This is a genomic window from Actinomadura sp. NAK00032, from assembly GCF_013364275.1.
In the GTDB taxonomy this organism is placed as follows: domain Bacteria; phylum Actinomycetota; class Actinomycetes; order Streptosporangiales; family Streptosporangiaceae; genus Spirillospora.
This window is the reverse complement of record NZ_CP054932.1, coordinates 9,191,089-9,212,381: the sequence shown is the minus strand read 5'-3', so window position 1 is coordinate 9,212,381 and position 21,293 is coordinate 9,191,089. Positions and strand designations below refer to the sequence as shown.

General features: G+C 72.0%; 17 protein-coding genes. 14 read left to right on the top strand and 3 right to left on the bottom strand.

Annotated features, from left to right (window positions below; all coding sequences use genetic code 11):
- The first annotated feature begins 388 nt into the window (after window positions 1-388).
- The 7 genes from HUT06_RS42545 (at window position 389) to HUT06_RS42515 (ending at window position 7,234) form a co-directional block, all read left to right on the top strand.
- A complete protein-coding gene (locus tag HUT06_RS42545) occupies window positions 389-1,540 on the top strand; it encodes a TadA family conjugal transfer-associated ATPase (RefSeq protein WP_176200873.1) in 1,152 nt (383 codons plus the stop codon).
- Window positions 1,541-1,722: 182 nt separating this feature from the next.
- Window positions 1,723-2,232, top strand: coding sequence for a type II secretion system F family protein (locus tag HUT06_RS42540; protein WP_254715690.1), 510 nt, complete (start codon window positions 1,723-1,725; stop codon window positions 2,230-2,232).
- 327 nt (window positions 2,233-2,559) lie between these two features.
- Window positions 2,560-3,384, top strand: coding sequence for a type II secretion system F family protein (locus tag HUT06_RS45760; protein ID WP_176200872.1), 825 nt, complete (start codon window positions 2,560-2,562; stop codon window positions 3,382-3,384).
- A gap of 88 nt (window positions 3,385-3,472) precedes the next feature.
- Window positions 3,473-3,667, top strand: a complete 195-nt coding sequence (locus tag HUT06_RS42530) for a DUF4244 domain-containing protein (RefSeq protein WP_176200871.1) — start codon at window positions 3,473-3,475, stop codon at window positions 3,665-3,667.
- Window positions 3,668-3,678: 11 nt separating this feature from the next.
- Window positions 3,679-4,077, top strand: a complete 399-nt coding sequence (locus HUT06_RS42525; RefSeq protein ID WP_176200870.1) for a TadE family type IV pilus minor pilin — start codon at window positions 3,679-3,681, stop codon at window positions 4,075-4,077.
- Between the two features lie 1,287 nt (window positions 4,078-5,364).
- Window positions 5,365-5,775: an Rv3654c family TadE-like protein gene (locus HUT06_RS42520; RefSeq protein WP_217711665.1), complete on the top strand. Its 411-nt coding sequence runs from the start codon at window positions 5,365-5,367 to the stop codon at window positions 5,773-5,775.
- Between the two features lie 208 nt (window positions 5,776-5,983).
- A complete protein-coding gene (locus HUT06_RS42515; protein ID WP_176200868.1) occupies window positions 5,984-7,234 on the top strand; it encodes a hypothetical protein in 1,251 nt (416 codons plus the stop codon).
- 528 nt (window positions 7,235-7,762) lie between these two features.
- Here the strand turns inward: HUT06_RS42515 and HUT06_RS45470 are convergent.
- Window positions 7,763-8,356 carry a TetR/AcrR family transcriptional regulator gene (locus tag HUT06_RS45470; RefSeq protein ID WP_176200867.1) on the bottom strand — a complete coding sequence of 198 codons (594 nt, stop codon included), beginning with the start codon at window positions 8,354-8,356 and terminating at the stop codon, window positions 7,763-7,765.
- Between the two features lie 134 nt (window positions 8,357-8,490).
- Between HUT06_RS45470 and abc-f the strand changes: the two genes are divergently transcribed.
- The 3 genes from abc-f (at window position 8,491) to HUT06_RS42495 (ending at window position 11,383) form a co-directional block, all read left to right on the top strand.
- Window positions 8,491-10,110: a ribosomal protection-like ABC-F family protein gene (abc-f, locus tag HUT06_RS42505; protein WP_176200866.1), complete on the top strand. Its 1,620-nt coding sequence runs from the start codon at window positions 8,491-8,493 to the stop codon at window positions 10,108-10,110.
- A gap of 41 nt (window positions 10,111-10,151) precedes the next feature.
- Entirely contained in the window at window positions 10,152-10,796 is a 645-nt protein-coding gene (locus HUT06_RS42500) for a CatB-related O-acetyltransferase (protein WP_176200865.1), read from the top strand.
- A gap of 215 nt (window positions 10,797-11,011) precedes the next feature.
- Entirely contained in the window at window positions 11,012-11,383 is a 372-nt protein-coding gene (locus HUT06_RS42495) for a hypothetical protein (protein WP_176200864.1), read from the top strand.
- Between the two features lie 67 nt (window positions 11,384-11,450).
- Here the strand turns inward: HUT06_RS42495 and HUT06_RS42490 are convergent, their stop codons facing one another.
- Window positions 11,451-13,763, bottom strand: coding sequence for a DEAD/DEAH box helicase (locus HUT06_RS42490; RefSeq protein WP_176200863.1), 2,313 nt, complete (start codon window positions 13,761-13,763; stop codon window positions 11,451-11,453).
- A 247-nt stretch (window positions 13,764-14,010) separates the two neighbouring features.
- On the opposite strand from HUT06_RS42490, the gene HUT06_RS42485 reads away from it, so the two are divergent.
- The 4 genes from HUT06_RS42485 (at window position 14,011) to HUT06_RS42470 (ending at window position 19,019) form a co-directional block, all read left to right on the top strand.
- Window positions 14,011-14,364, top strand: coding sequence for an STAS domain-containing protein (locus tag HUT06_RS42485; protein WP_021597910.1), 354 nt, complete (start codon window positions 14,011-14,013; stop codon window positions 14,362-14,364).
- A gap of 18 nt (window positions 14,365-14,382) precedes the next feature.
- Entirely contained in the window at window positions 14,383-14,823 is a 441-nt protein-coding gene (locus tag HUT06_RS42480; RefSeq protein WP_138642076.1) for an ATP-binding protein, read from the top strand.
- An 874-nt stretch (window positions 14,824-15,697) separates the two neighbouring features.
- Window positions 15,698-18,157, top strand: coding sequence for a sodium-translocating pyrophosphatase (locus tag HUT06_RS42475; RefSeq protein ID WP_176200862.1), 2,460 nt, complete (start codon window positions 15,698-15,700; stop codon window positions 18,155-18,157).
- Between the two features lie 394 nt (window positions 18,158-18,551).
- Entirely contained in the window at window positions 18,552-19,019 is a 468-nt protein-coding gene (locus HUT06_RS42470; protein WP_176200861.1) for a histidine phosphatase family protein, read from the top strand.
- Window position 19,020: 1 nt separating this feature from the next.
- On the opposite strand, the gene HUT06_RS42465 is transcribed toward HUT06_RS42470, so the two are convergent.
- Complete coding sequence (locus HUT06_RS42465; RefSeq protein WP_176200860.1) at window positions 19,021-21,270, bottom strand: FUSC family protein; 2,250 nt, start codon at window positions 21,268-21,270, stop codon at window positions 19,021-19,023.
- Window positions 21,271-21,293 lie beyond the last annotated feature (23 nt).

Below are 21,293 nucleotides of genomic sequence, written 5' to 3'. Positions count from 1 at the left end.
ACACGCGGGGGCGTTGCTGTGCGGCGCATCCGCAAGGCAGGTGAGGAGGGCGATGGGCCTCCGAGCCAAAGCGGCACGCCGGTCGGCACCGCGCGCCGTACCTGCAAGACACAGCCAGAAGGCGCGATGAGGCCGCCCAAGGCCAACAGAATGATCAGCGCCGCGCGGTGGGCAGCCACAGGCGCCACTGGATCCGACCGGAGCGGACGGCTGGTCCGCCCCGGTCGCGGGGCACTCCTACTCCGTCAGCAACATCCCGGCCGCTGGGGCGGGCGTGCGCAAGCGACGCAGTCGGGGCTTCGATGCGGCCGGCTGACGTCAACTGGCACGCCCGCAGAGAACGCCGGTGTGCACCCACAGGGACACGGCAGAGAGACCAGGAGGCGGTATGACCAAGTTGTCGGACGCGGTGCGGGATCGGCTCGCCGGCAGTGGCGGGGAGGCGACGACCGGCCGGGTCGCCGTGGCGCTGCGGGCGGAGGGGCGCCTCCTCGGCGACCGTGAGGTACTGACACTGGCGGACGAGTTATGCGCCGAGTTCGTCGGCGCCGGTCCGCTGGAACCGTTGCTGCGCTCCCCGGATGTCACCGACGTCCTCGTCAACGGCCCGGACGAGGTTTGGGCCGACACGGGTGCCGGTCTCGTCCGCACGCCGGTCCGCTTCACGGACGAAGCGTCCCTGCGGCGCCTGGCACAGCGCCTCACGGCCGCCGCCGGCCGCCGACTCGACGACGCGGCCCCCTACGCCGACGCCCGCCTGCCGGGCGGTGTCCGGCTCCACGCCGTCCTGCCGCCGGTGTCCGCGAGCGGCACCTGCCTGTCGCTCCGGCTGCCCAGGCGCCGCGCCTTCACCCTGGACGAACTGGTCGCGGCGCGCACCATCCCGCCCGAGGGCGCCGAGATCCTCGCCGCCCTGATCGAATCCCGCGCCGCCTTCTTGATCACCGGCGGTACCGGAACGGGCAAGACCACTCTCCTGAGCAGCGTGTTGTCGCTGGTGAACCCGGCCGAACGACTCCTCCTCGTCGAGGACTCCGCCGAGCTGAAACCGTCCCATCCGCACGTCGTGAGGTTGGAGGCTCGCCCACCGAACATGGAGGGCGCCGGAGGGGTGACGCTGAACGACCTCGTCCGTCAGGCGCTCCGCATGCGCCCCGACCGCCTCGTCGTCGGCGAGGTGAGAGGCCCAGAGGTAGTGGTTCTCCTACAGGCGCTCAATACGGGCCATGAAGGCGGCTGCGGCACCCTTCACGCCAATACCGCTGCGGACGTGCCAGCCCGGCTGGAAGCCCTTGGCTGCGCGGCGGGATTGAGCCGGGAGGCGGTCCACAGCCAGCTGGCCGCCGCGCTGGACATCGTCGTCCACCTGGCGCGCGACCCTGGCGGGGGACGGCGGCGCGTGGCCGAGATCTGCATCTTGCGCCGAGCGCCCGACGGGCTGGTAGGCGTGATCCCCGCAGTCTCGTTCACCACGTCCGGCGAGGTCGTCCCTGCCGACGGCGCCCCCGCACTGCACGCCCGCCTGCGGGGTGACCATTGATCACCGCGCTCGCCGTCCTCTGCGCGGCCGCCGCCGTCTGGACGGCCCTCACACCCTCCACGGCCCGACGCCGCCTCGACCGCCTCACAATGCCTCGCCCAACCCACCCCCTCCACCTCCTGCGAGCCAGAGTCGACGCACTGAGAGAACGCAGAGCCCAACCGCAGCGATGGCGGACATCCGTGATCGAACTCTGCGATGCCATGGCCGCCGAACTCGCCGCCGGCCGGACCCCGGACGAGGCGTTCACGGCTGCCGCATCTGTCCTTGACCCGCAGGTATCCGCAGAACTCCTCCGCACCCCTCGGGCGCCGCCTGAGCACCTGGACGACCTGGCAGCACGTCCAGGGGCGGAAGGCCTTCGCCTCCTGGCGGCCTGCTGGCGCATCGGCGCGGAACGCGGTGGCACCCTCGCCACCGTCCTGGACGGCCTGGCGGGTGCCCTGCGTGACGAAGAAGCGCAACGCCAAGACGTGGCCGTCCAACTGGCCAGCCCCCGCGCCACGGCCCGCCTGCTAGCCGCACTCCCGCTCCTGGGCATGGGCATGGCGGCCGCCCTGGGCGCCCACCCGGTTCCCTTTCTCTGCGGCACCCTCCCCGGCCTGGCGTGCCTGATCACAGGCACGACCCTCAACCTGCTCGGCCTCCACTGGACCCGCCGCCTGGCCAGATCCGCCGAATCCCCCCACTAACCCGCAACACGCCCCAAGGAAGTCGACGCACAGCCACCCAACTCGACCACTGCCACCAACACGACCACCGCGCCAACGCGGCCTGGGCGTAGGACGCGTCGTCGGGGGCGGGCGGTGGCGTGCCTTGTGACCGCGGAGGCGACCCTCTCCGATTGGGCAGCTGGGTCGCTTTGGCCAGGCGTGCGTGGAACTCCTGTTGCGGGCGACGGCTGAGTTCTCATCCCCGTCTGCTGTTGAAGGCCGACGCGGGCGGATGAGCCGCAGGCGGATCGATGCGGCGGGATGAGCCGGAGGTAGGCCCAGAGGTGAAAGGAAGTAGGTGAGGTGATGATCGCCTTGACGGCCGTGCTGTGTGCAGCGCTGTCGGCGTTCCTTCTCCCCAGAGGGACGAACGTTGCCGAGGAGAGGCTGGCGGGCCAGTTCCGAAGACCTCGTCCAAGAAAAGGCGTTGCAGGTGACCGGGTCCTGCCGCACCGGGGCTCTCGGCACGATGGCGTCGGCGATACCGACGCTGAGAGAGAAGGCTCCTCGCAGGGGAGACGACGGCGGGACGCACTGCTACGGCGTGCAACTGCGGGTTCCGCAGGCGTGTTGTGCCTAGTGCTGTTGGGCGGCCTGCCCGGTGCGGTCGTCGGAGCGCTCACCGCCGGGGGCGTCTGGTTTTGGTTCGGCCGCATGGGGAGTGCGGAGGACCGACACAGACGTGCGCGCCTCATCGCCGACCTTCCCATCGCGGTCGACCTCCTCGCTGCATGCCTGCGCGGCGGTGCTCCCTGGCATGGCGCGGTCGCTGCGGTCGCGGACGCGGTGGGAGGTCCGTTAGGGGACGAACTTCGGGACGTCTCTGTTCAGATCAGCCTCGGCGCGGACCCGGCGGACGCCTGGCTCGCGCTTACGCGGGAACCGATGCTCGCGCCGCTTGCTCGGACGGCCGTCCGAGCGACGTCCACGGGTGCGGCGCTGGCGCCGTCCCTCAGCCGCCTGGCGCGAGACCAGCGTCGCGTGGCCAGGACGGCGGCCGCCACCAGGGCCCGCGCGGCGGGGATCCGGGCGCTCGCCCCGCTCGGCCTGTGCTTCCTGCCGGCCTTCGTGCTGCTCGGCGTCGTGCCGGCCGTCGCGGGGATCGCCGCGACGATCCTCCTGCCCAGGTGAGCCGGGTTTTCCACAGAACTCGGTTCGGTCACCTGCCGGTGCGTCCGCCCGGCAGCCTGAAGGCGAATCACGAGCGAAAGGAGCCCGGATGCGGGCGATGAAGATGGTGATGCGGCAATGGTCCAGAATGTGCGCGGACCGGGGAATGTCCACCGCGGAGTACGCGGTCGGCACCATCGCCGCGGCGGCCTTCGCCGGCCTGCTGTTCAAGATCGTGACGAGTTCGCAGGTGAAGTCGCTGCTCTTACAGATCATCGAGAAGGCCCTCAAGATCGCGAGCTGAGCGACCGCGGGATGGCCACGGCGGAGATCGCCGTGGCACTTCCCGCCCTCGTGCTGATCACCGCGGCCGCGCTGTGGGGCTTGATGGCGGTGTCCGTGCAGCTCACCTGTACGGACGCCGCCCGGACCGGGGCCCGCGCGGCGGCCCGGGGAGAGTCACTGACCGCAGTTCGCGAACTGGTGGTGAAGATGGTCCCGGCGGGTGCGGCAGTGCGGGTGCACCGAGACGAGGCCACCGTCCATGTGGACGTCTCGGTCCCGGTGCGCCCGCCGGCCGCCATCGGTCTCCCGCCCCTGACAGCCCATGCCCATGTGGCCGCCGCGACCGAACCCGGTGTAGGCCGCGACACGGATTCCCGCCCTGCCCATCAGCCAGGCCGGGCTTCCGCTCCCACGCCGCCGCCGGGGTAACGCGGACCACCAGGGCTGAGCCGGGCCGGGCCAGCGCCAGGCCAGGCCGGCACCGCGCCCGCGCCGGGCCGGACCAGTGCCGCGCCAGGCCGGACCAGTGCCGGGTCAGTGCCGCGCCGTGCCGGGCTGGGCCAGTGCCGCGCTGGGCCGGACCAACGCCGGACCAATGCCGGGTTAGTGCCGCGCCGCGCCACGTCGGGCTGGGCCAGTGCCGCGCCAGGCCGGGCCAACGCCGCGTCGGGCCAGGCCCGTGCTGGGCTGGGCCTAACCAACGCTGGGCTGGGCCAGCGCCGTGCCTCGCCGTGCCGGGCCCACGCCAGCCGGGCCCGCGCCGGGCCCGCGCCGTGCCGAGGCCGGGCCCGCGCCGTGCCGAGGCCGGGCCCGTGCCGTGCCGGGGCGAGGTTGGGGCGGCGCCGCGTCGGGCTGGGCCAGTGCCGGGCCAGCGCCGGCAGTGCTGGGCTGGGCCTACGAAACGCTGGGCTGGGCCAGCGCCGTGCCGCGTCGGGCCCGCGCCGTGCCGAGGTCGGGCGCGTGCCGTGTCGGGGCGAGGTTGGGGCGGCGCCGCGTCGGGCTGGGCCAGTGCCGGGCCAGCGCCGGCAGTGCTGGGCTGGGCCTACGAAACGCTGGGCTGGGCCAGCGCCGTGCCGCGTCGGGCCCGCGCCGTGCCGAGGTCGGGCGCGTGCCGTGTCGGGGCGAGGTTGGGGCGGCGCCGCGTCGGGCTGGGCCAGTGCCGGGCCAGCGCCAGTGCCGGGCCAGCGCCGGCAGTGCTGGGCTGGGCCTAACAACGCTGGGCTGGGCCAGCGCCGTGCCGCGTCGGGCCCAGGCCGGGCTCGCGCCGTGCCGAGGTCGGGCCCGTGCCGTGTCGGGGCGAGGTTGGGGCGGCGCCGCGTCGGGCCAGGCCAGCGCTGGGGCAGCGTCGGGCTGGGCCAGTGCCGGGCCAGTGCCGGGCCAGCGCCAGCAGTGCTGGGCTGGGCCAGCGTCGGGCCCCAGCCGCGCCGAGGTCGGGCGCGTGCCGTGTCGGGGCGAGGTTGGGGCGGCGCCGCGTTGGGCCGGGGCGGGGGCGAGGCGGCGGCGTGCCGTTGGGTGGGGTGGTGAGTCGTGGTGATCGGCGATGTTGGCTTGTCGGTGTCGCTGCGGGGCCAGGGCCTCGGTGCGCTCGATTGCGCCCGTTCTGCGTTGAGCGGCTGCTGCGCGCGCCTTGCTTAGCGAGGGAGATCGGTCGGATGTGTTCGCAAGCGGATTGGGGGGTGAACATCGGATGCGTCGTGTGGATGGGAGGCGGCGGCGATGGAGTGGGGGTGGGGTGTGGAGCGAGGAGTGGTGATGAGCCGGGTTTGGGGTGGCGATCGAGGGTCGGGGACGGTTTGGGTGGTGGCGTTTGCTGCTGTCGTGTGGGTTGCCGGGGTGGCGGCGATCGCGGTGGGCGGGGTGCGGGGAGCGCGGCACCGGGGTGATGCGGCCGCCGACATGGCGGCGTTGGCCGCGGCGGCGCGGGTCGCGGACGGCGGTCGGTCGGCCTGCGCGCGGGCTCGGGAGATCGCGGCCGACTCCGGTGCGCGCCTCGCGCAGTGCCGGGTCAGGGGTGGCGACGTGGAGGTCTCGGTGACCGTCCGGCTGAAGGTGCCGATGGGGATCGGGGACTTGCGGGTCGTTTCTCGGGCCAGGGCTGGTCCTGTGGGACGGGACGGCGTACCCTGACGCGACACGATTCGTTGCACTGAATGTCAATAGCTTGGGGTGAGTCGCGGAGGATGCCAACACGTTTCGCTTTGTCATCGTCCTGTGACTTCTGCTACCCAGTGGTACGTTACGCTGCTGTAAGCGCATAGTTATCACCAGAAACGGTGCGCCCCCGCGAGGCCCCGGCGGGATGGGACGAGCAGGACGCTGTCGAAGGGACTGAGGCGTGACCATCATTCGCAGGATCGGTGCGATCGCGCTCGCGGCGCCCCTTGCGATGAGCTTCCCGATCCTCGGCGCCCTGCCCGCGCAGGCCGCCACGACGGAAGTGATCTCTCCGGCGAACGACACGGTGATCAAGAGCGGCTCCCAGGTGACGGCCAAGGCCCACTTCGACTTCGCGATCACGATGCAACTGCGGGTGAGCGGTCCCGGGATCGGGGACACCTTCCTCGCGGAGCGCGGCCTCTCCGGCGACATGTCAGGGACCTTCCCGATCACCCAGAACGGGGATTACAAGATCGTTCTGCGGGGCAAGCAGACCGGTCACATCTACGACTCCAGCATCATCCATGTGCGGATCCCCCCGGCCGCTCCAGGCGGCGTCAGCGCGAACGTGTCGGGCCGCAAGCTCGTCGTGAAGTGGAGCCGGGGCGTTGAGGACGACCTCACCGGCTACGCGCTCTCGGGTACCGGCGTGAAGTCCAAGTCCGGCTCCCTGGCTTCCCTGTGCCAGGGGACGAGCTGCTCCACCACCCTGTCGCTGACCAGGTCGAGCGGCGCGGTCTCCGTGGGCGTCCGGGCGAAGCGGTCGAACGGGGACGGGGGATCGCTGTACTCCTCCACCTCCACGGCAACGGCGATGGCGGGCGGGTCCGCCTCGACGGTCCCGGGCGGGGCTGTTCCGTCCCTCCCGTCGAGTTCCGGCGTGCCCAGCGCCAACACGCCGCTGACGCCGTTCAACAACGAGTCGCCGATCACGCTCCCGTCCGTCCGGCCGGAAGGCGCGACGCCCGGCTTCGCCTACCCGGCGCCGCAGATCGCCACCGACACGCCGAAGGCACAGAACGTCGCGGCGACCGACCGGCTCCAGTGGGGCAAGAGCGTCGGCATCGCGCTGGTGCTCCTGATCGTCGCCGCACACCTCGGCACCTGGACGCGCCGCCTGCGCGTCGCCCAGGCGGGTGCGAGCAGCAACGGCATGGCGGCCCGCATCGCCCGCGGCGGGACGGGCCGCAAGCGGGTCAAGAAGGCCCGCGAGCAGATCGCCCGCGCCGAGGCCCGCGCCAAGACGGGCCCCGTCATGTCCGCTGTCGCGCCGGCCAAGCCCGCCGGAGCGAAGGATGCCGGACGCCCGGCGTCCAAGACCAAGCCCGCCCGCCGCCATGCGACTCCGGGCAAGGGACCCAGCGGTGTGAACGTCCGGATCGCCGCCCAGGAGAGCAAGCCCAAGCACGGCGGCCGCCGCCGCAAATGACCCGACCGGCTGCCCGCAGAGCCTGAAGATGCGCCGCAGCCAGGTCGGTCGAGGCGCAAGGCCGCCGGGTACGGGTTCGTCCAAGCCCGGTCAGCCGTGCTTGCGGGCTCCAACGGTGCTTGCGAGCCCCTGCGGTGTTTGCGGGCTCCAGCGGTGCTTGTGAGTTGGCGTGATCTCGCTGGCCGTGTGGCCTGATAGCCCTTGTGGGTCTACGCGCGTGTCGGCGACGGCCGCCCACCTCTGGACAGACCCGGTCATGCCGACTCAATGCAGTGGACCCGGGCAACCAGCGGGCATGCCGACTCAATGCAGTGGACCCGGGCAACCAGCGGGCATGCCGACTCAATGCAGCGGGCCGGGGGTAACCAGCGGTGTCGGCCACGAGTGACTGCCACTGCCGACCACTGGGCCCTGAAGGGGCTTGGTCTGCGGGGCGTTGCTTGAGGGGGTCGGGTGGAGTGTTGGTTGAGTGGTGGTGGGTTTGTCTTCGGAGATTTGCTGTGGGGGCTTGTGCGTGGGTGGGGTGGGTTAGGTGAAGGCGCCGGACTGGGCGGCGAGGGTGGTGGTTTTGGCTGCGTGGGCGGGGAGGTTCGGGTCGGGGGGTGTGCGGAGGAGGACCAGGTGGTGGTACAGGGGAGCGGTGGCGGAGATCAGTAGGCGGCGGGCGTTGGTGCCGGGTGGGGTTTCGCCGCGTTCGATGGCTCGGGTGACGACGATCTCGCAGCGGGTGTAGCGGTCCTCCCAGAGGCGTTGCTGGGCGCGGGCGGCCTTCTCGGAGCGGAACGAGGCGGCGATCAGGGCCGCCATGATCGGGGGCCGGGCGGCCATGGCGTCCTGGATCTCGTGGTTGAGGGACGCCAGGTCGCCTTCCAGGGTGCCGGTGTCCGGCGGGCGCCAGTCGTCGTCGCCCGCCGCGTCGAGGACGTCGGCGAGGAGGCCGCCGATGTCGCTCCAGCGCCGGTAGACGGTGGCGCGGTGGACGCCGGCGCGGGCGGCGACGGCGTCCATGGTGAGTCCGTCGTAGCCGTGCTCGCCGAGTTCCGCGCGGACCGCGTCGAGTACCTGGGCGCGGATGCGGGCGGTACGGCCGCCGGGGCGGCGGCCGGTTGTCGCGGAGGTCATCGCCGGTTGTCCGATTGCTTGGAGGGATGGGCTGTGACACCATCTTAATGCATCAGTTGTCGTATTAGTGGAGTCGTCGGTGCTCATCCGAAGCGTTCGCCCCGTCCCGTCCTCGAATGCTTTGGAGTGCTCGCTTGCCCGTACAGATCACCGCGCTCGCCGTCGGCAAGTCCTATGACGGCAGGGTCGTCCTTGACTCCGTGACCTGCTCGCTCGCCGCCGGCGGGCGTACCGGGATCATCGGTGAGAACGGCTCCGGCAAGACCACACTGCTACGGCTGCTCGCCGGACGTGAACGCCCCGATCGGGGCGAGGTCGTCGTCCAGGCCGACGGCGGCGTCGGCTATCTGGCCCAGGACGAGCGGCTGCGGCCGGACGAGACCGTCCAGCAGGTCATCGACCGGGCGCTGCACGATCTCCGGCAGGTCGAGCGGCGGATGCGCCGTCTGGAGGCGGCGATGGCGGCCGGCGACGAGTCGGGGCTGGCCGAGTACGGCGAGCTGCTGACCGTCTTCGAGCTGCGCGGCGGCTACGACGCCGATGCCCGCGTGGAGCGTGCGCTGCACGGGCTCGGGCTGGGGCTGGTGGGCCGCGACCGTACTGCGGGAAGCCTGTCCGGTGGCGAGCAGGTCCGGTTGCGGCTGGCGGCCGTCCTGGCGTCCGCGCCCGAGGTGCTGCTCCTGGACGAACCGACCAACCATCTCGACGAGAGCGCGCTGGGGTGGCTGGAGGAGCACCTGCGCACCCGGCGCGGGACGACAGTGGCGGTCTCACATGACCGGGCCTTCCTCGAGCGCGTCGCCACCGACCTGCTGGAGGTGGACGCCGACCGGCGCCGCGTCGTGCGGTACGGGAACGGCTACGCCGGCTACCTCGCGGAGAAGGCGGCGGCCCGGCAGCGCTGGGCGCAGGAGCATGAGCAGTGGCGGGCCGATGTCGACCGGTTCCGCGAGGCCGCGGCGACCACCGCCCGGCAGGTGGCTCCGGGCCGTCCGATGAAGGACGGCAACAAGATGGCCTACGACCGGGCGGGCGGCCGCGTGCAGCAGTCGCTGGCCAGCCGCGTGCGCAACGCCGAGGAACGGCTGCGCCGCCTTCTCGACGATCCCGTTCCGGCACCGCCGGAGCCGCTGCACTTCTCCCCTGTGCTGGGCGCCCGTTCGGTGCGGGGTGTTGTGCTTGAGGCGGACGGTGTTGCCGTTGCCAAGCGGCTCGAGCGGATGAGCCTCACCGTCTCCGCTGGTGAGCATTTGCTGGTCACTGGGCCGAATGGGGTGGGTAAGAGTACGTTGCTCCGCGTTCTGGCGGGTGAGCTTGAGCCGGACGAGGGACGGGTCCTCCGGCGCGGCCGCGTCGGCTACCTGCCGCAGGAACCGGCATTCGAGGATCTGGACGCATCGGTGCTGGCCGCCTTCGCCCGTGGCCGCGAGGGGGAGCCGGACGAGCACGCCGAACTGCTGCTGTCCCTCGGCCTGTTCGACTCGGACCGGCTCACGGTGCCGGTCGGCCGGCTGTCGACCGGCGGTCGGCAGCGGCTCGCGCTGGCGCGCCTGCTCAGCGAGCCGGCGGACGTCCTGCTGCTCGACGAACCCACCAACCATCTGTCGCCCGCCCTCATCGAGGAGCTGGAAACCGCTCTGACCGGGTACGACGGCGCCGTCGTCATGGTCAGCCATGATCGTCGGCTGAGTCGGCGCTGGTGGGGTGCCCGGCTGGACATGCGGACGGACCGGACGTCCGGCGTCCAGGCCTGACGTCTGCTGCCCGCAAACTTAGAGAAAGGACGTGATCTTTCATGCCGCCCGTCCCCGCCGACCCGACCGTGCTGCATCCGATGCCCGGCCAGCCGCGCGTGGTGCTGCTGAAACCCTTGGTCACCTCGCCGCTGATCGAGGTCGGAGAGTTCTCCTACTACGACGATCCGGACGATCCGACGGCGTTCGAGACCCGCAACGTCCTGTACCACTACGGGCCGGAGAAGCTGGTCATCGGGCGGTTCTGCGCGCTCGGCGAGGGCGTGCGGTTCATCATGAACGGCGCCAACCACCGCATGGACGGCCCGTCGACGTTCCCCTTCCCGATCATGGGCGGCTCCTGGGCCGAGCACATGGACCTGATCACCGGCCTGCCCGGACGCGGCGACACGGTGCTCGGCAACGACGTCTGGCTCGGCTACCGCGCCATGGTCATGCCCGGCGTCCGCATCGGGCATGGCGCGATCATCGCCTCCGGGTCCGTGGTGGTGGACGACGTCCCCGACTACGGCATCGCCGGCGGCAACCCCGCCGGGCTTCTGCGCCGCCGCTACAGCGAGGACGACATCCGGCGACTCCTGGCCCTGGCCTGGTGGGACTGGCCGCTCCAGCACATCACCGAGCACCTCCGCACGATCATGTCCGGCGGCATCGAGGACCTGGAACGCGTGGCACCGGCCGGGTAGGGAGGCGGCGGGCTCTCGGACGTCTTTGGCGTGACCCGGGCGCCGCGACGAGAGGCGGTGGGCGAGACGGCTGCTGATCAGGTGGGCTGGCGGGGCGTATGGGCAGGGTCTAGGCTGCCTTGCCAGTCGGATCGCCCGGATCGTCCGGCAATGCGTCCCTGTCGTCCGAGACCTCGGCCCTGTCCCCGGCGGGCCTGATGGAGAGGAGACCCCGCATGATCTTTCTGGGGCTGATCGTCGCGCTCGCCGCCGCCGCGGCCGGTGTCGCCGTCGTGCTGGACAACGCCGGTGATGCCCGGTTGGCGGTGTTCGGTGACGAGATTCCCGGGATCACGCAGCAGTGGCACATCTTCATGGCCGGCGCCGTGGTCGCGATCGTGTTCATGGCCGGGGTGATGGTCGCGACGCTGGGGTTCCGGCGGGCGATGAACGTGCGGCGGGAACTGCGTGATCTGCGGGACGAGCACGAGGAGTCCCTGCAGACGCTCGAACTGGAGCGGCGGAAGCTACAGCAGGCGCTCGCCCAGGCGCGCCGTGGCATGGACGACTCACCATCGGTCCCGGCCCAGCGCGTCGCACCGAACTGACGGCCCAGCGCAGCGCTGGCGGCATGGCCCGGCGCTGGACGGCCGCGTCGGGCGGTCCGGCGCAGCGCTACTCGGGGGCCTTGGCCAGGAGGACGTCGAGCAGAGTGAGCGCGCCGTGCTTGTCCAAGGGGTCGTTGCCGTTGCCGCACTTCGGTGACTGGATGCAGGACGGGCAACCCGATTCGCACTCGCAGGACGCGATCGCGTCGCGAGTGGCGCGCAGCCAGGAGGCGGCGTCCGCGTAGCCGCGTTCGGCGAACCCCGCACCGCCCTCATGGCCGTCGTATACGAAGACGGTAAGAAGCTCTGTGTCGGGGTGGACAGCCGTGGACACGCCACCGATGTCCCAGCGGTCGCATGTGGCGAACAGCGGAAGCAGGCCGATCGAAGCGTGTTCCGCAGCGTGGGCAGAGCCCGCCAGGTCGAGGTCGTCGTCCAGGGCGGAGATCTGCTTCTCGGAGAGCGTCCACCAGACGGCGCGGGTGCGGAGGGTGCGGGGCGGTAGGTCCAGAGGCTTCTCGCCGAGCATCTCACCCGTCTGCAGACGGCGCATCTGGTAGGCGACCACCTGGCGGGTGACTTCGACGGTTCCGAAGTTGAGCGTGGCCTCGCCCCAGGAAGTAGAGCGCAGCCGTTCGACGATGCTGATGTCGGTTACGTCGCGTGCGGTCGTCGAGTAGTCGGGGTCAGCCGCTTCTACGAGCGCGACAGAGTCGTCCAGGTCCAGGGTCTGGACGATGTAGGACTCGCCTTGGTGGATGTAGACCGCGCCCTCATGGACGGTGGTGTGCGCCGAGGCCTCGTCCACGGTGCCGAGAAGGCGTCCCGTCGACAGTTCCACGACCTGGATGGGGGCGCCGCCCGCCCCGCGGATGTCGGCCAGGTCGGCGGCCTTGTCGCGGCGCGTCCAGTACCAACCCGCCGGGCGGCGCCGGAGGAGGCCCCGGCGGACGAGGTCGGGCAGCAGGTCGGCGGTCGCCGGGCCGAACAGCGGGAGGTCGTCCTCGGTAAGCGGCATCTCGGACGCGGCGGAGCAGAGGTGGGGTTCCAGGACGTACGGGTTGTCCGGATCCAGAACGGTCGCCTCGACCGGCGTCCCGAAGATCGCCTCGGGATGGTGGACGAGGAACGTGTCGAGCGGGTCGTCCCGGGCGACCAGGACGGAGAGGGCGGCCTGCCCGGACCGTCCGGCGCGTCCGGCCTGCTGCCAGAGGGACGCGCGAGTGCCCGGCCAGCCGCAGACGAGGACGGCGTCGAGCCCGGAGACGTCCACACCGAGTTCCAGCGCGTTCGTGCTGGCCAAGCCGATGATCGAGCGGGAGCGGAGGGCGGCCTCCAGCGCACGCCGTTCCTCTGGCAGATAACCCGCGCGGTATGCGGCGACCTGGTCGGCCAGGTCAGGGCTTACCTCGTGCAGCGCGCGCTTGGCGCTGAGCGCCACCGACTCTGCCCCGCGCCTGGAGCGGACGAACGCAAGCGTCTGAACGCCCTCGACAACAAGGTCGGCCAGAAGGTCGCCTGCCTCGGCCGTAGCTGTGCGTCGGACGGGTGCACCGCGCTCACCGCGCAGCTCCGTCAGCGGCGGTTCCCATAGCGCGAACGTCGCGGGGCCGCGCGGCGACGCATCGTCGTCCACCGCGACCACGTCCACCCCAGTGAGACGGGACGCGGCCCACGCCGGCGATGACGTCGTCGCCGACGCGAGTATGAACGTGGGGGACGCGTGATACCGCTTGCATATCCGGCGCAGACGGCGCAGGACCTGCGCGACATGCGACCCGAAGACACCGCGGTATCCATGGGCCTCGTCGATGACCACGTACTTGAGGCGGCGCAGGAAGGCCGACCACCGTGCGTGCCCCGGCAGCATCGACCGGTGCAGCATGTCGGGGTTGGTCAGCACGTAGTTCGCGTGCTGGCGGACCCACGTCCGCTCGTCCTGCGGAGTGTCGCCGTCGTAGGTCGCCGCGCGCACACGCGTGAGGTGCAGGGAGCGGAGCGCGCGGAGCTGGTCGGCGGCGAGGGCCTTGGTGGGCGACAGGTAAAGGACGGTCCCTTCCCGGCGCGGATTCTCCTCCCCTGCATAGATGGCATCGATGCAGGGCAGCAGGTAGGCGAGGGATTTCCCGGACGCGGTCCCTGTGGCGATGATCACAGACCGGCCGGCGTGGGCGTGCTCGGCGGCGGCGGCCTGGTGCTCCCAGGGCGCCTCGATGCCCGCCGCGGCCAGCCGCTCCACAAGGAGCGGCGGTGCCCAGGACGGCCACCCGGCACGGCGGCCCTGACGTGCGGGAACGCTCTCCACATGGGTGATGCGATCGCGCCGCGAAGGGTCGGCGAGGAGCCGGTCGAGGGGAGTTGAAGATCTTTGGACGCCCATCAGGTTTTCAGTTTGCCAGCCGGGGCACAACTACGGGAACGCCCCGGCGCCGGTATGCCCGTCCCCCCGACCTGGCCGATAGATCAGCAGGTCAGACGGGATGGCGCGAACTTTCGCCCGAGTGGGCGATTACGTGCGTGTACGACGCCGGAGCGTGGTTGAATCACGGCGAAGTCTCGATGACCGGCCACCGTCCGGCGGTTCGGACGTCGGGATCGGATAGTGCTGCACGGCGCGTGGAGGATCTGTGGACCTGAAGGTGAACGACTACACCACCGACGATGGCCTCACCGTCATCAACGTGGAGGGCGAGATCGACGTCTACACGGCGCCGAAGCTTCGCGAGAAGCTCATCGACCTGGTCAACAAGGGCAAGTTCCACCTGCTCGTGGACATGGAGAAGGTGGAGTTCCTGGACTCCACCGGCCTCGGCGTCCTCGTGGGCGGGCTCAAGCGGGTCCGCGCGCACGACGGCTCGCTGGAACTGGTCTGCACCCAGGAGCGCATCCTCAAGATCTTCCGGATCACGGGGCTGACCAAGGTCTTCGGCATCCACGACTCGATCGCCGAGGCCGAGGAGAAGCGCAAGGGCGCCAAGTAGGCGGCCCGCGGCTCGAAGATGTCGACCGTTGAACTGTCCTTCAGCGCGCTGCCCGTCCATGTGCGGACCGCCCGCCTGATCGTGACCGCCGTGGCCCGCCGCAGTGGCGTCGCCGAGCCGCTGCTGGACGAGGTCAGGCTCGCGGTCGGCGAGGCGTGCTCGCGCGCCGTGGAGGCGCACCGCCGGCACTGCCCGGACGAGCCCGTCCGCCTCGAACTGAACGGCGCCGACCGCCGCTTCGAGGTGACCGTCAGCGACACCGTCCCCGGCGACGACACGCCGGGCGACCTCTCGGCGGCCCTGGACGAGGGCGAGTTCGATTCCGGCTGGGGCGAGGGCACCGCCGAGCTGGGCCTGGCGGTCATCGCCGGCCTCGCCGACGACGTGGAGATCGCCGCCACGCCCAAGGGAGTCCAGATCCGGATGAGCTGGCCGGCCGAGGCCGAGGCGACCATCTAAAGCACGCGCGCCCCTACCGACGACTCAAGGCCCCGCCACCGCGGCGGGGCCTCAGTCGTCCCCACCCACCCCACGCTCACCCACCGACGCCCCGCTGCCCCCCATCACCGGCCTGCTCCCCAAGGTCCGCTTCCGCCCGCCGGGACGCTTCTCGCGCTGCTCTGCGCGTCGGCCGTGAAGCCGGAGGCCGCCCCCCTCCGCCCGCCGGCCGCGCTCCGCGCTCACCCTGCCGACCCGTGCCCGGCGGGCGGCACATCTGCTGCACCCGCACCTGTGCCTGCCCTCGCCTACCGTCCGCCGTCGAGCCCGGTGGCCGTTGCCGTCCGCCGTGAGTGCCTCGGGGCCGCCGCTGCTCAGGCGGTGCGGCGTCGGTTGGTGGGTGGCTTCTGTGTGTTGGCGGCTGTGCCTGTGCGGTGGGGGCGTGGGTTGGCCGGTTGTGGATTTGGGGGTGGTGGGGCTGGTGTTGCCGGGGTTGTGAGATTCTCTTCGAGTTGATCTCGGTTCGGCCGATTTGGGTCTGGACATATTCCGTGTTAATGCCTAGCTTGAATGCGACGCCGGGCGTCGGGCCGGTGCGTCCAATGCCGTATGCCCCGATCGGGGTCACGGCGAGGTAAGGGGCAGGTTACCCCGGCTGACCTGGGGTGATGACGCCTGTGTGGGCGTATTGGTCAAATCCCGGCGTATTGCTCGTTGCATTTCGGCGACATCTCTGTGAAGGGCCGTGCGGCCTTAACATTCGACTTGCGCGTGCGTAGACTCCCGGCACCCGCGTTGCCGTGCGAGGTGTTCGAAATCATGACTCGCGGGGTACGCGGTAAAGATCGTCTTCTTTGTGACGATCGAGTCGCAACGCCCCTGTCGAGGAGGACGGATGTCCGGGTTTTCCCTGTCAAGCCCGGCCAGCGCAGAAGTGGATCTCGGCGGCGGCGACCTCTCCCTGGTCGTCGTCGTAGCCGTGATCGCGCTGCTCGCACTGGCCGTCGCCGCGGGTCTCGTCCGCGATGTCCTGGCCGCGGGCCAGGGCACCGCCAAGATGCAAGAGATCGCGCGGGCCGTACAGGTGGGCGCCAGTGCCTACCTGAAACGCCAGTTCCGAACGGTCGCGGTCTTCGTCGTACTGATCCCGCTCGTTCTGCTGCTGCTCCCCGCCGACTCGACGAGCGAGCGGATCGGACGTTCGATCTTCTTCGTCATCGGCGCGCTGTTCTCCGCCGTCACCGGGTTCACCGGCATGTGGCTCGCGGTGCGCGGCAACGTCCGGGTCGCGGCCGCCGCCCGCGAGGCGGACGGCGAGAAGACCGCGATGCGGATCGCGTTCCGCACCGGCGGCGTCGCCGGCATGTTCACCGTGGGCCTCGGCCTGTTCGGCGCGGCGGTCGTCGTGCTCGCCTACCAGGGCGACGCGCCGAAGGTGCTGGAGGGCTTCGGCTTCGGTGCCGCGCTGCTCGCCATGTTCATGCGGGTCGGCGGCGGCATCTTCACCAAGGCCGCCGACGTCGGCGCCGACCTCGTCGGCAAGGTCGAGCAGGGCATCCCGGAGGACGACCCGCGCAACGCCGCGACGATCGCCGACAATGTGGGCGACAACGTCGGCGACTGCGCCGGGATGGCCGCCGACCTGTTCGAGTCGTACGCGGTGACGCTGGTCGCCGCGCTCATCCTCGGCACCGCGGCGTTCGGCACCGAGGGCCTGGTGTTCCCGCTGATCGTCCCGATGATCGGCGTGATCACGGCGGTGATCGGCATCTTCGCGGTGGCGCCCCGCGCCGGGGACCGCTCCGGCATGTCGGCGATCAACCGCGGGTTCTTCATCTCGGCGGGCATCTCGGCGGTCCTCGTGGCGATCGCCGCGTTCGTGTACCTGCCGTCGTCGTTCGCCGACCTGAAGGGCGTCACCGACGAGTCGATCCGCGGGCTGGACGCCGACCCGCGCTGGGTCGCGCTCGGCTCGGTGATCATCGGCATCGTGTTGGCGAGCATCATCCAGCTGCTCACCGGCTACTTCACCGAGACCAACCGCAAGCCGGTCAAGGAGGTCACCGACAGCGCCCGGACGGGCCCGGCGACCGTCATCCTCTCGGGCATCTCGCTCGGCCTGGAATCGGCCGTCTACACCGCGCTCGTCATCGGCGGCGCCGTGTACGGGGCGTTCCTGCTCGGCTTCGGCAACACCACCGTCGCGCTGTTCGCGGTGGCGATGGCCGGCACCGGGCTGCTGACCACGGTCGGCGTCATCGTCTCGATGGACACCTTCGGGCCGGTGTCGGACAATGCCCAGGGCATCGCCGAGATGTCCGGGGACGTGCAGGGCGAGGCCGCGTCCGTCCTGGAGCGGTTGGACGCCGTCGGCAACACCACCAAGGCCATCACCAAGGGCATCGCGATCGCGACGGCGGTGCTCGCCGCGACCGCGCTGTTCGGCTCGTTCCGGACGACGGTGATCGCGGCGCTCAACGACGCGTCCAGCAGCGCGAAGGACGCGATCGGCGCCGAGTTCCTCGACTTCAACCTGTCGATCGCGAGCCCGAACGTGCTGATCGGGCTGATCATCGGTGCGGCCGTGGTGTTCATGTTCTCCGGCGTGGCGATCATGGCGGTGGGCCGGGCGGCCGGCCGGGTGGTCGTGGAGGTGCGCGAGCAGTTCCGCACCAAGCCCGGGATCATGGACTACACCGAGAAGCCCGACTACGACCGGGTCGTGGACATCTGCACCCGGGACGCGCAGCGCGAGCTGGCCACCCCCGGGCTGCTGGCGATCATGACGCCGATCGCGGTGGGCTTCGCGCTCGGGTACGCGCCGCTCGGCGCGTTCCTCGGCGGCGCCATCGCGGCGGGCGTGCTGATGGCGGTGTTCCTCGCCAACTCCGGCGGCGCCTGGGACAACGCCAAGAAGCTCGTCGAGGAGGGCCACCTCGGCGGCAAGGGCAGCGAGGCGCACGAGGCGACGATCATCGGCGACACGGTCGGCGACCCGTTCAAGGACACCGCCGGCCCCGCGATCAACCCGCTGATCAAGGTGATGAACCTGGTCGCGCTGCTGGTCGCGGACGCGGTGGTGACCTACGCGGGCAACACCGCGCTGCGCGTCGGCGTGACCGTGCTGTCCGTCGGGGTCGTCGTCGCCGCGATCGTGATCTCCAAGCGGCGCGCTGACCCGATCGCCGAGTCGGCGCCCGCCGGCCCGCCGGTCGAGGGCGGCACGTCCGGCAAGGAGCCGGTGGACGGTGGCAAGGCCGAGGCCATCGAGGAGGCCGCTCCCGAGGAGGCGGCGGTCGGCGCCGACTCCAACGGCGCCGCCACCGCCGAGGAGGAGTCCGCCAAGAACGGCTAGAACGCATCACCCCTGGGAGGGCCGGCGGCGCAGCCACCGCCGGCCCTTCCGCATGTCCGGACGGGGACGGAGTGGGACGAAGCGCGACGGAGCGGGACGGCCGGTGGTCTCCCCTTCTCGATCGGACGGAACCCGCGTGTTCGCTGGTCGCCGGGTTGGGCGGGGGCGGGTTCGGAGCATGGGCGGGCGCCCGTACGCTTGGGGGGAGGGCCGGACGTCTCCGGCTCCGGACGGGACCATCGGGAGGCGCTGTGGCGAGCGGCGGCGGGAAGCCGGCGATGTCGGGGCCCAAGGGGTTCGCCCTCGTGATCTGCGGGATGCTCGGCATCCTCCTCGTGCTGTGGGGGCTGGCGGCGCTCGCCGCGCCGTGACCACCCGCCCTAATGTGGCGGTCATGCCCACGCTCATCGTGCTCCGGCACGCGAAGGCCGTCGCCGGGTTCGGCACGGCCGACATCGACCGCGTCCTCAACGACCGCGGCCGCCGCGACGCCGCGGCGGCCGGGGAATGGCTGCGCGCGAACGGCCTCGTCCCCGCCCGGGTGCTCTGCTCGCCGGCGGCCCGCACCCGGGAGACGCTCGACCTGCTGGCGGTGGACGCGCCGGCGGACTACGAGCCGGTGATCTACGCCAACGACCCCGACGAACTGCTCGCGCTCGCCTCGGAGGCCCCGCAGGACACCGGGACACTGCTGCTCGTCGGCCACAACCCGTCCGTGCACCAGCTCGTCCACGACCTGACCGGCGAGGCACCGGACGCGTTCCCCACCTGCGCGCTCGCCGTGGTCGACCTGGAGGGCGCCTGGAGCGAGCTGCGGCCCGGCCTCGGGACGCTCCGCACCGTCCGCACCCCGAAGGACTGACCTACGGGCGGGGCGCCGCGGCGGTGAGGGACGACTCGACGACGGTCCCGGCGTCCCGGCGCAGCGACCTGATCGTGTAGCGGGTGCCGGACACCTGCAGCAGCGCCTGCCGGAGCGGGGTGACCTCGTCCCGGTCGACGCCCGCCTTGATCTCGGCGCGCCGCCGCCGGGTGAGCGTGGACAGGTGCGAGTCGAGGTCGGCGAGCTCCTCGCCCAGCTCCTCGACCGGCGGGACGTGCTTCGGGTCGAGCTCCTCGGGCTCCTCCAGCAGCACGGCGGTCTCCTCGAACTCGTCGGCGAGCCGGTCGAGGATCTCGGGGACGGGCCCGGAGTCGACGGCCTTCTCCCGGGACAGCCGGGCGACCGCGATGAGGTGGTCGCGGGTGCGGTGCGCGGCGTCCACGGCGGTCCGCAGCTGGTTGATCAGCTCGGTGTCGGGCCGCCGCTCGTGGCCGAGCCGGGTGCGGGTCTCGGCGACGGCCTCCGCCGCCCGCTCGGCCGCGACGATCGTGTCGTGCGGCAGCCGGACCTGCTCGCCCGCGAGGACGTCCGCCGTCGCCCGGACGAGGCCGGCGTGCGTGCGCAGCAGCCGGTTCAGCTGCGTCGGCAGCCGCTCCAGGTGCCCGGCGGGCCACAGCAGCCGGACGGCGAGGTACGACAGCGCGGTCCCGGCGATGGTCAGCGCGATCCGCTCCCCCGCGGTGACCCAGCCGGCGGGGGTGGAGAAGTCGAGCAGCATCATCGCGAGCGGCGTGCCGAACAGCGCCCAGTAGGCGAAGTTCACCGACCGCATCGCGAACCCGGCCATCGCGAAGGCGAAGGCGATCACGGCGACGGTGAGCTGCCCCGGCGCCAGGGTGAGGATGACCGCGGCGACGGCGGACCCGGCCGCGGTGCCGCCGACGCGCTGCACGAGCCGGTCGACGGTCTCGCCGTAGGTGGCGCGCAGGCTCAGCATCGCGGTGATCGTCATCCAGTGCCCGTGCGAGAGGCCGAGCGCGGCGGCCAGCGCCATCGACACGACCGCCGTGACGAACACCCGCGACACCTGCCGGAACACCGGCGACCGGGTGCGGACGGCGCGCCGCGTCCGGTCCCAGACCGGCATCGGGTCGAGGGTGCCGGGCAGGCGCGGCGGCCCGAACCCGATCCGCAGGCCGCTCGCGACGATCCGGCGGGTGGAGGCGACCTCGCCGGCGATGCGGTCGATGGAGCGGCGCACCTGGCCGATCAGCGCGACCGCGACGAGGTCCTCGTCGCCGGCGAGCCCGGCGCGCCGGATCTGCTCGGCCGCCCGCCCCATCCGCCGGACGGCCGCGGACTCCTCGCGGCCGAGCGGCGCCTCGCCCGCCGTCGCGACGGCCCCGGCGAGCAGCCGCAGCCGCGCTGCGAGCGCGGAGATCGCGGTCTGCGTCTCCAGGCGCCACTCGCGGTCGGGCGGGTAGTTCTTCGCCGCCTCCAGGACGGCCTGCAGCGTCACCGTCTCGTGCAGGACGCGGCCGAGCGCGTCGATGAGCCGTTCGGGACGGGTGGGGTCGCTGCGGCCGCGTCCCGTCCGGTAGAGGCGGTAGGTCGCGCGGGCGTCGGTGAGCGCCTCGGACGCGGCCCGCCGCTTGGCCTCCCAGTCCGGGACGCGGGTGACGGCGCGCAGGTCCGGGTTGGTGATCTCGACGGCGTCGAGCGGGCCGGCGTCGTGCGCGGCGACGTCCTCGGCGACCGCGTCGAGCGCCTCGGCGACCGCGTCGGCGCACTCGCTGAGCGACGCGCGCAGCGGGCGCAGCCGCCGCGCGGGCCACGGCGCGAGCAGCAGCCCGGCGGTCAGCAGCCCGCCGATCAACTCCAGCAGCCCGATGTCGATCACGTTGGCGGACGGCGGCCGGACCGCGCTGAGCAGCACCGCCAGCCCGGCCGTGGACCCGATCCGCGGCACCGCGACGCCGAGCGCGATCAGCGGCGGCACCACGATCACGGTCGGCCACAGGTGCCCGCTGAGCAGCCCGCCGACCGCGGACCCGACCGCGACGACCAGCACCCCCACGGTGAGGCTGCGGGCCTGCGCCCCGTACGGCCCCTCAGGCGCCCGCAGCGCCACCAGGTACGCGCCGAGCGCGATCATGGAGCCCTGCGCGGCGTGCCCGGTCAGCGCCCCGGCGAGCAGCGGCACCGCCACCGCGACGGCCGCCGCGACCCCGTACATGGGCGTCGCCTGCCCGTTCGCCTGAACGTACGCCTCCCGCGCACGCTGCAGCACCGCCGGTCCCTCCGCCTTCAGTC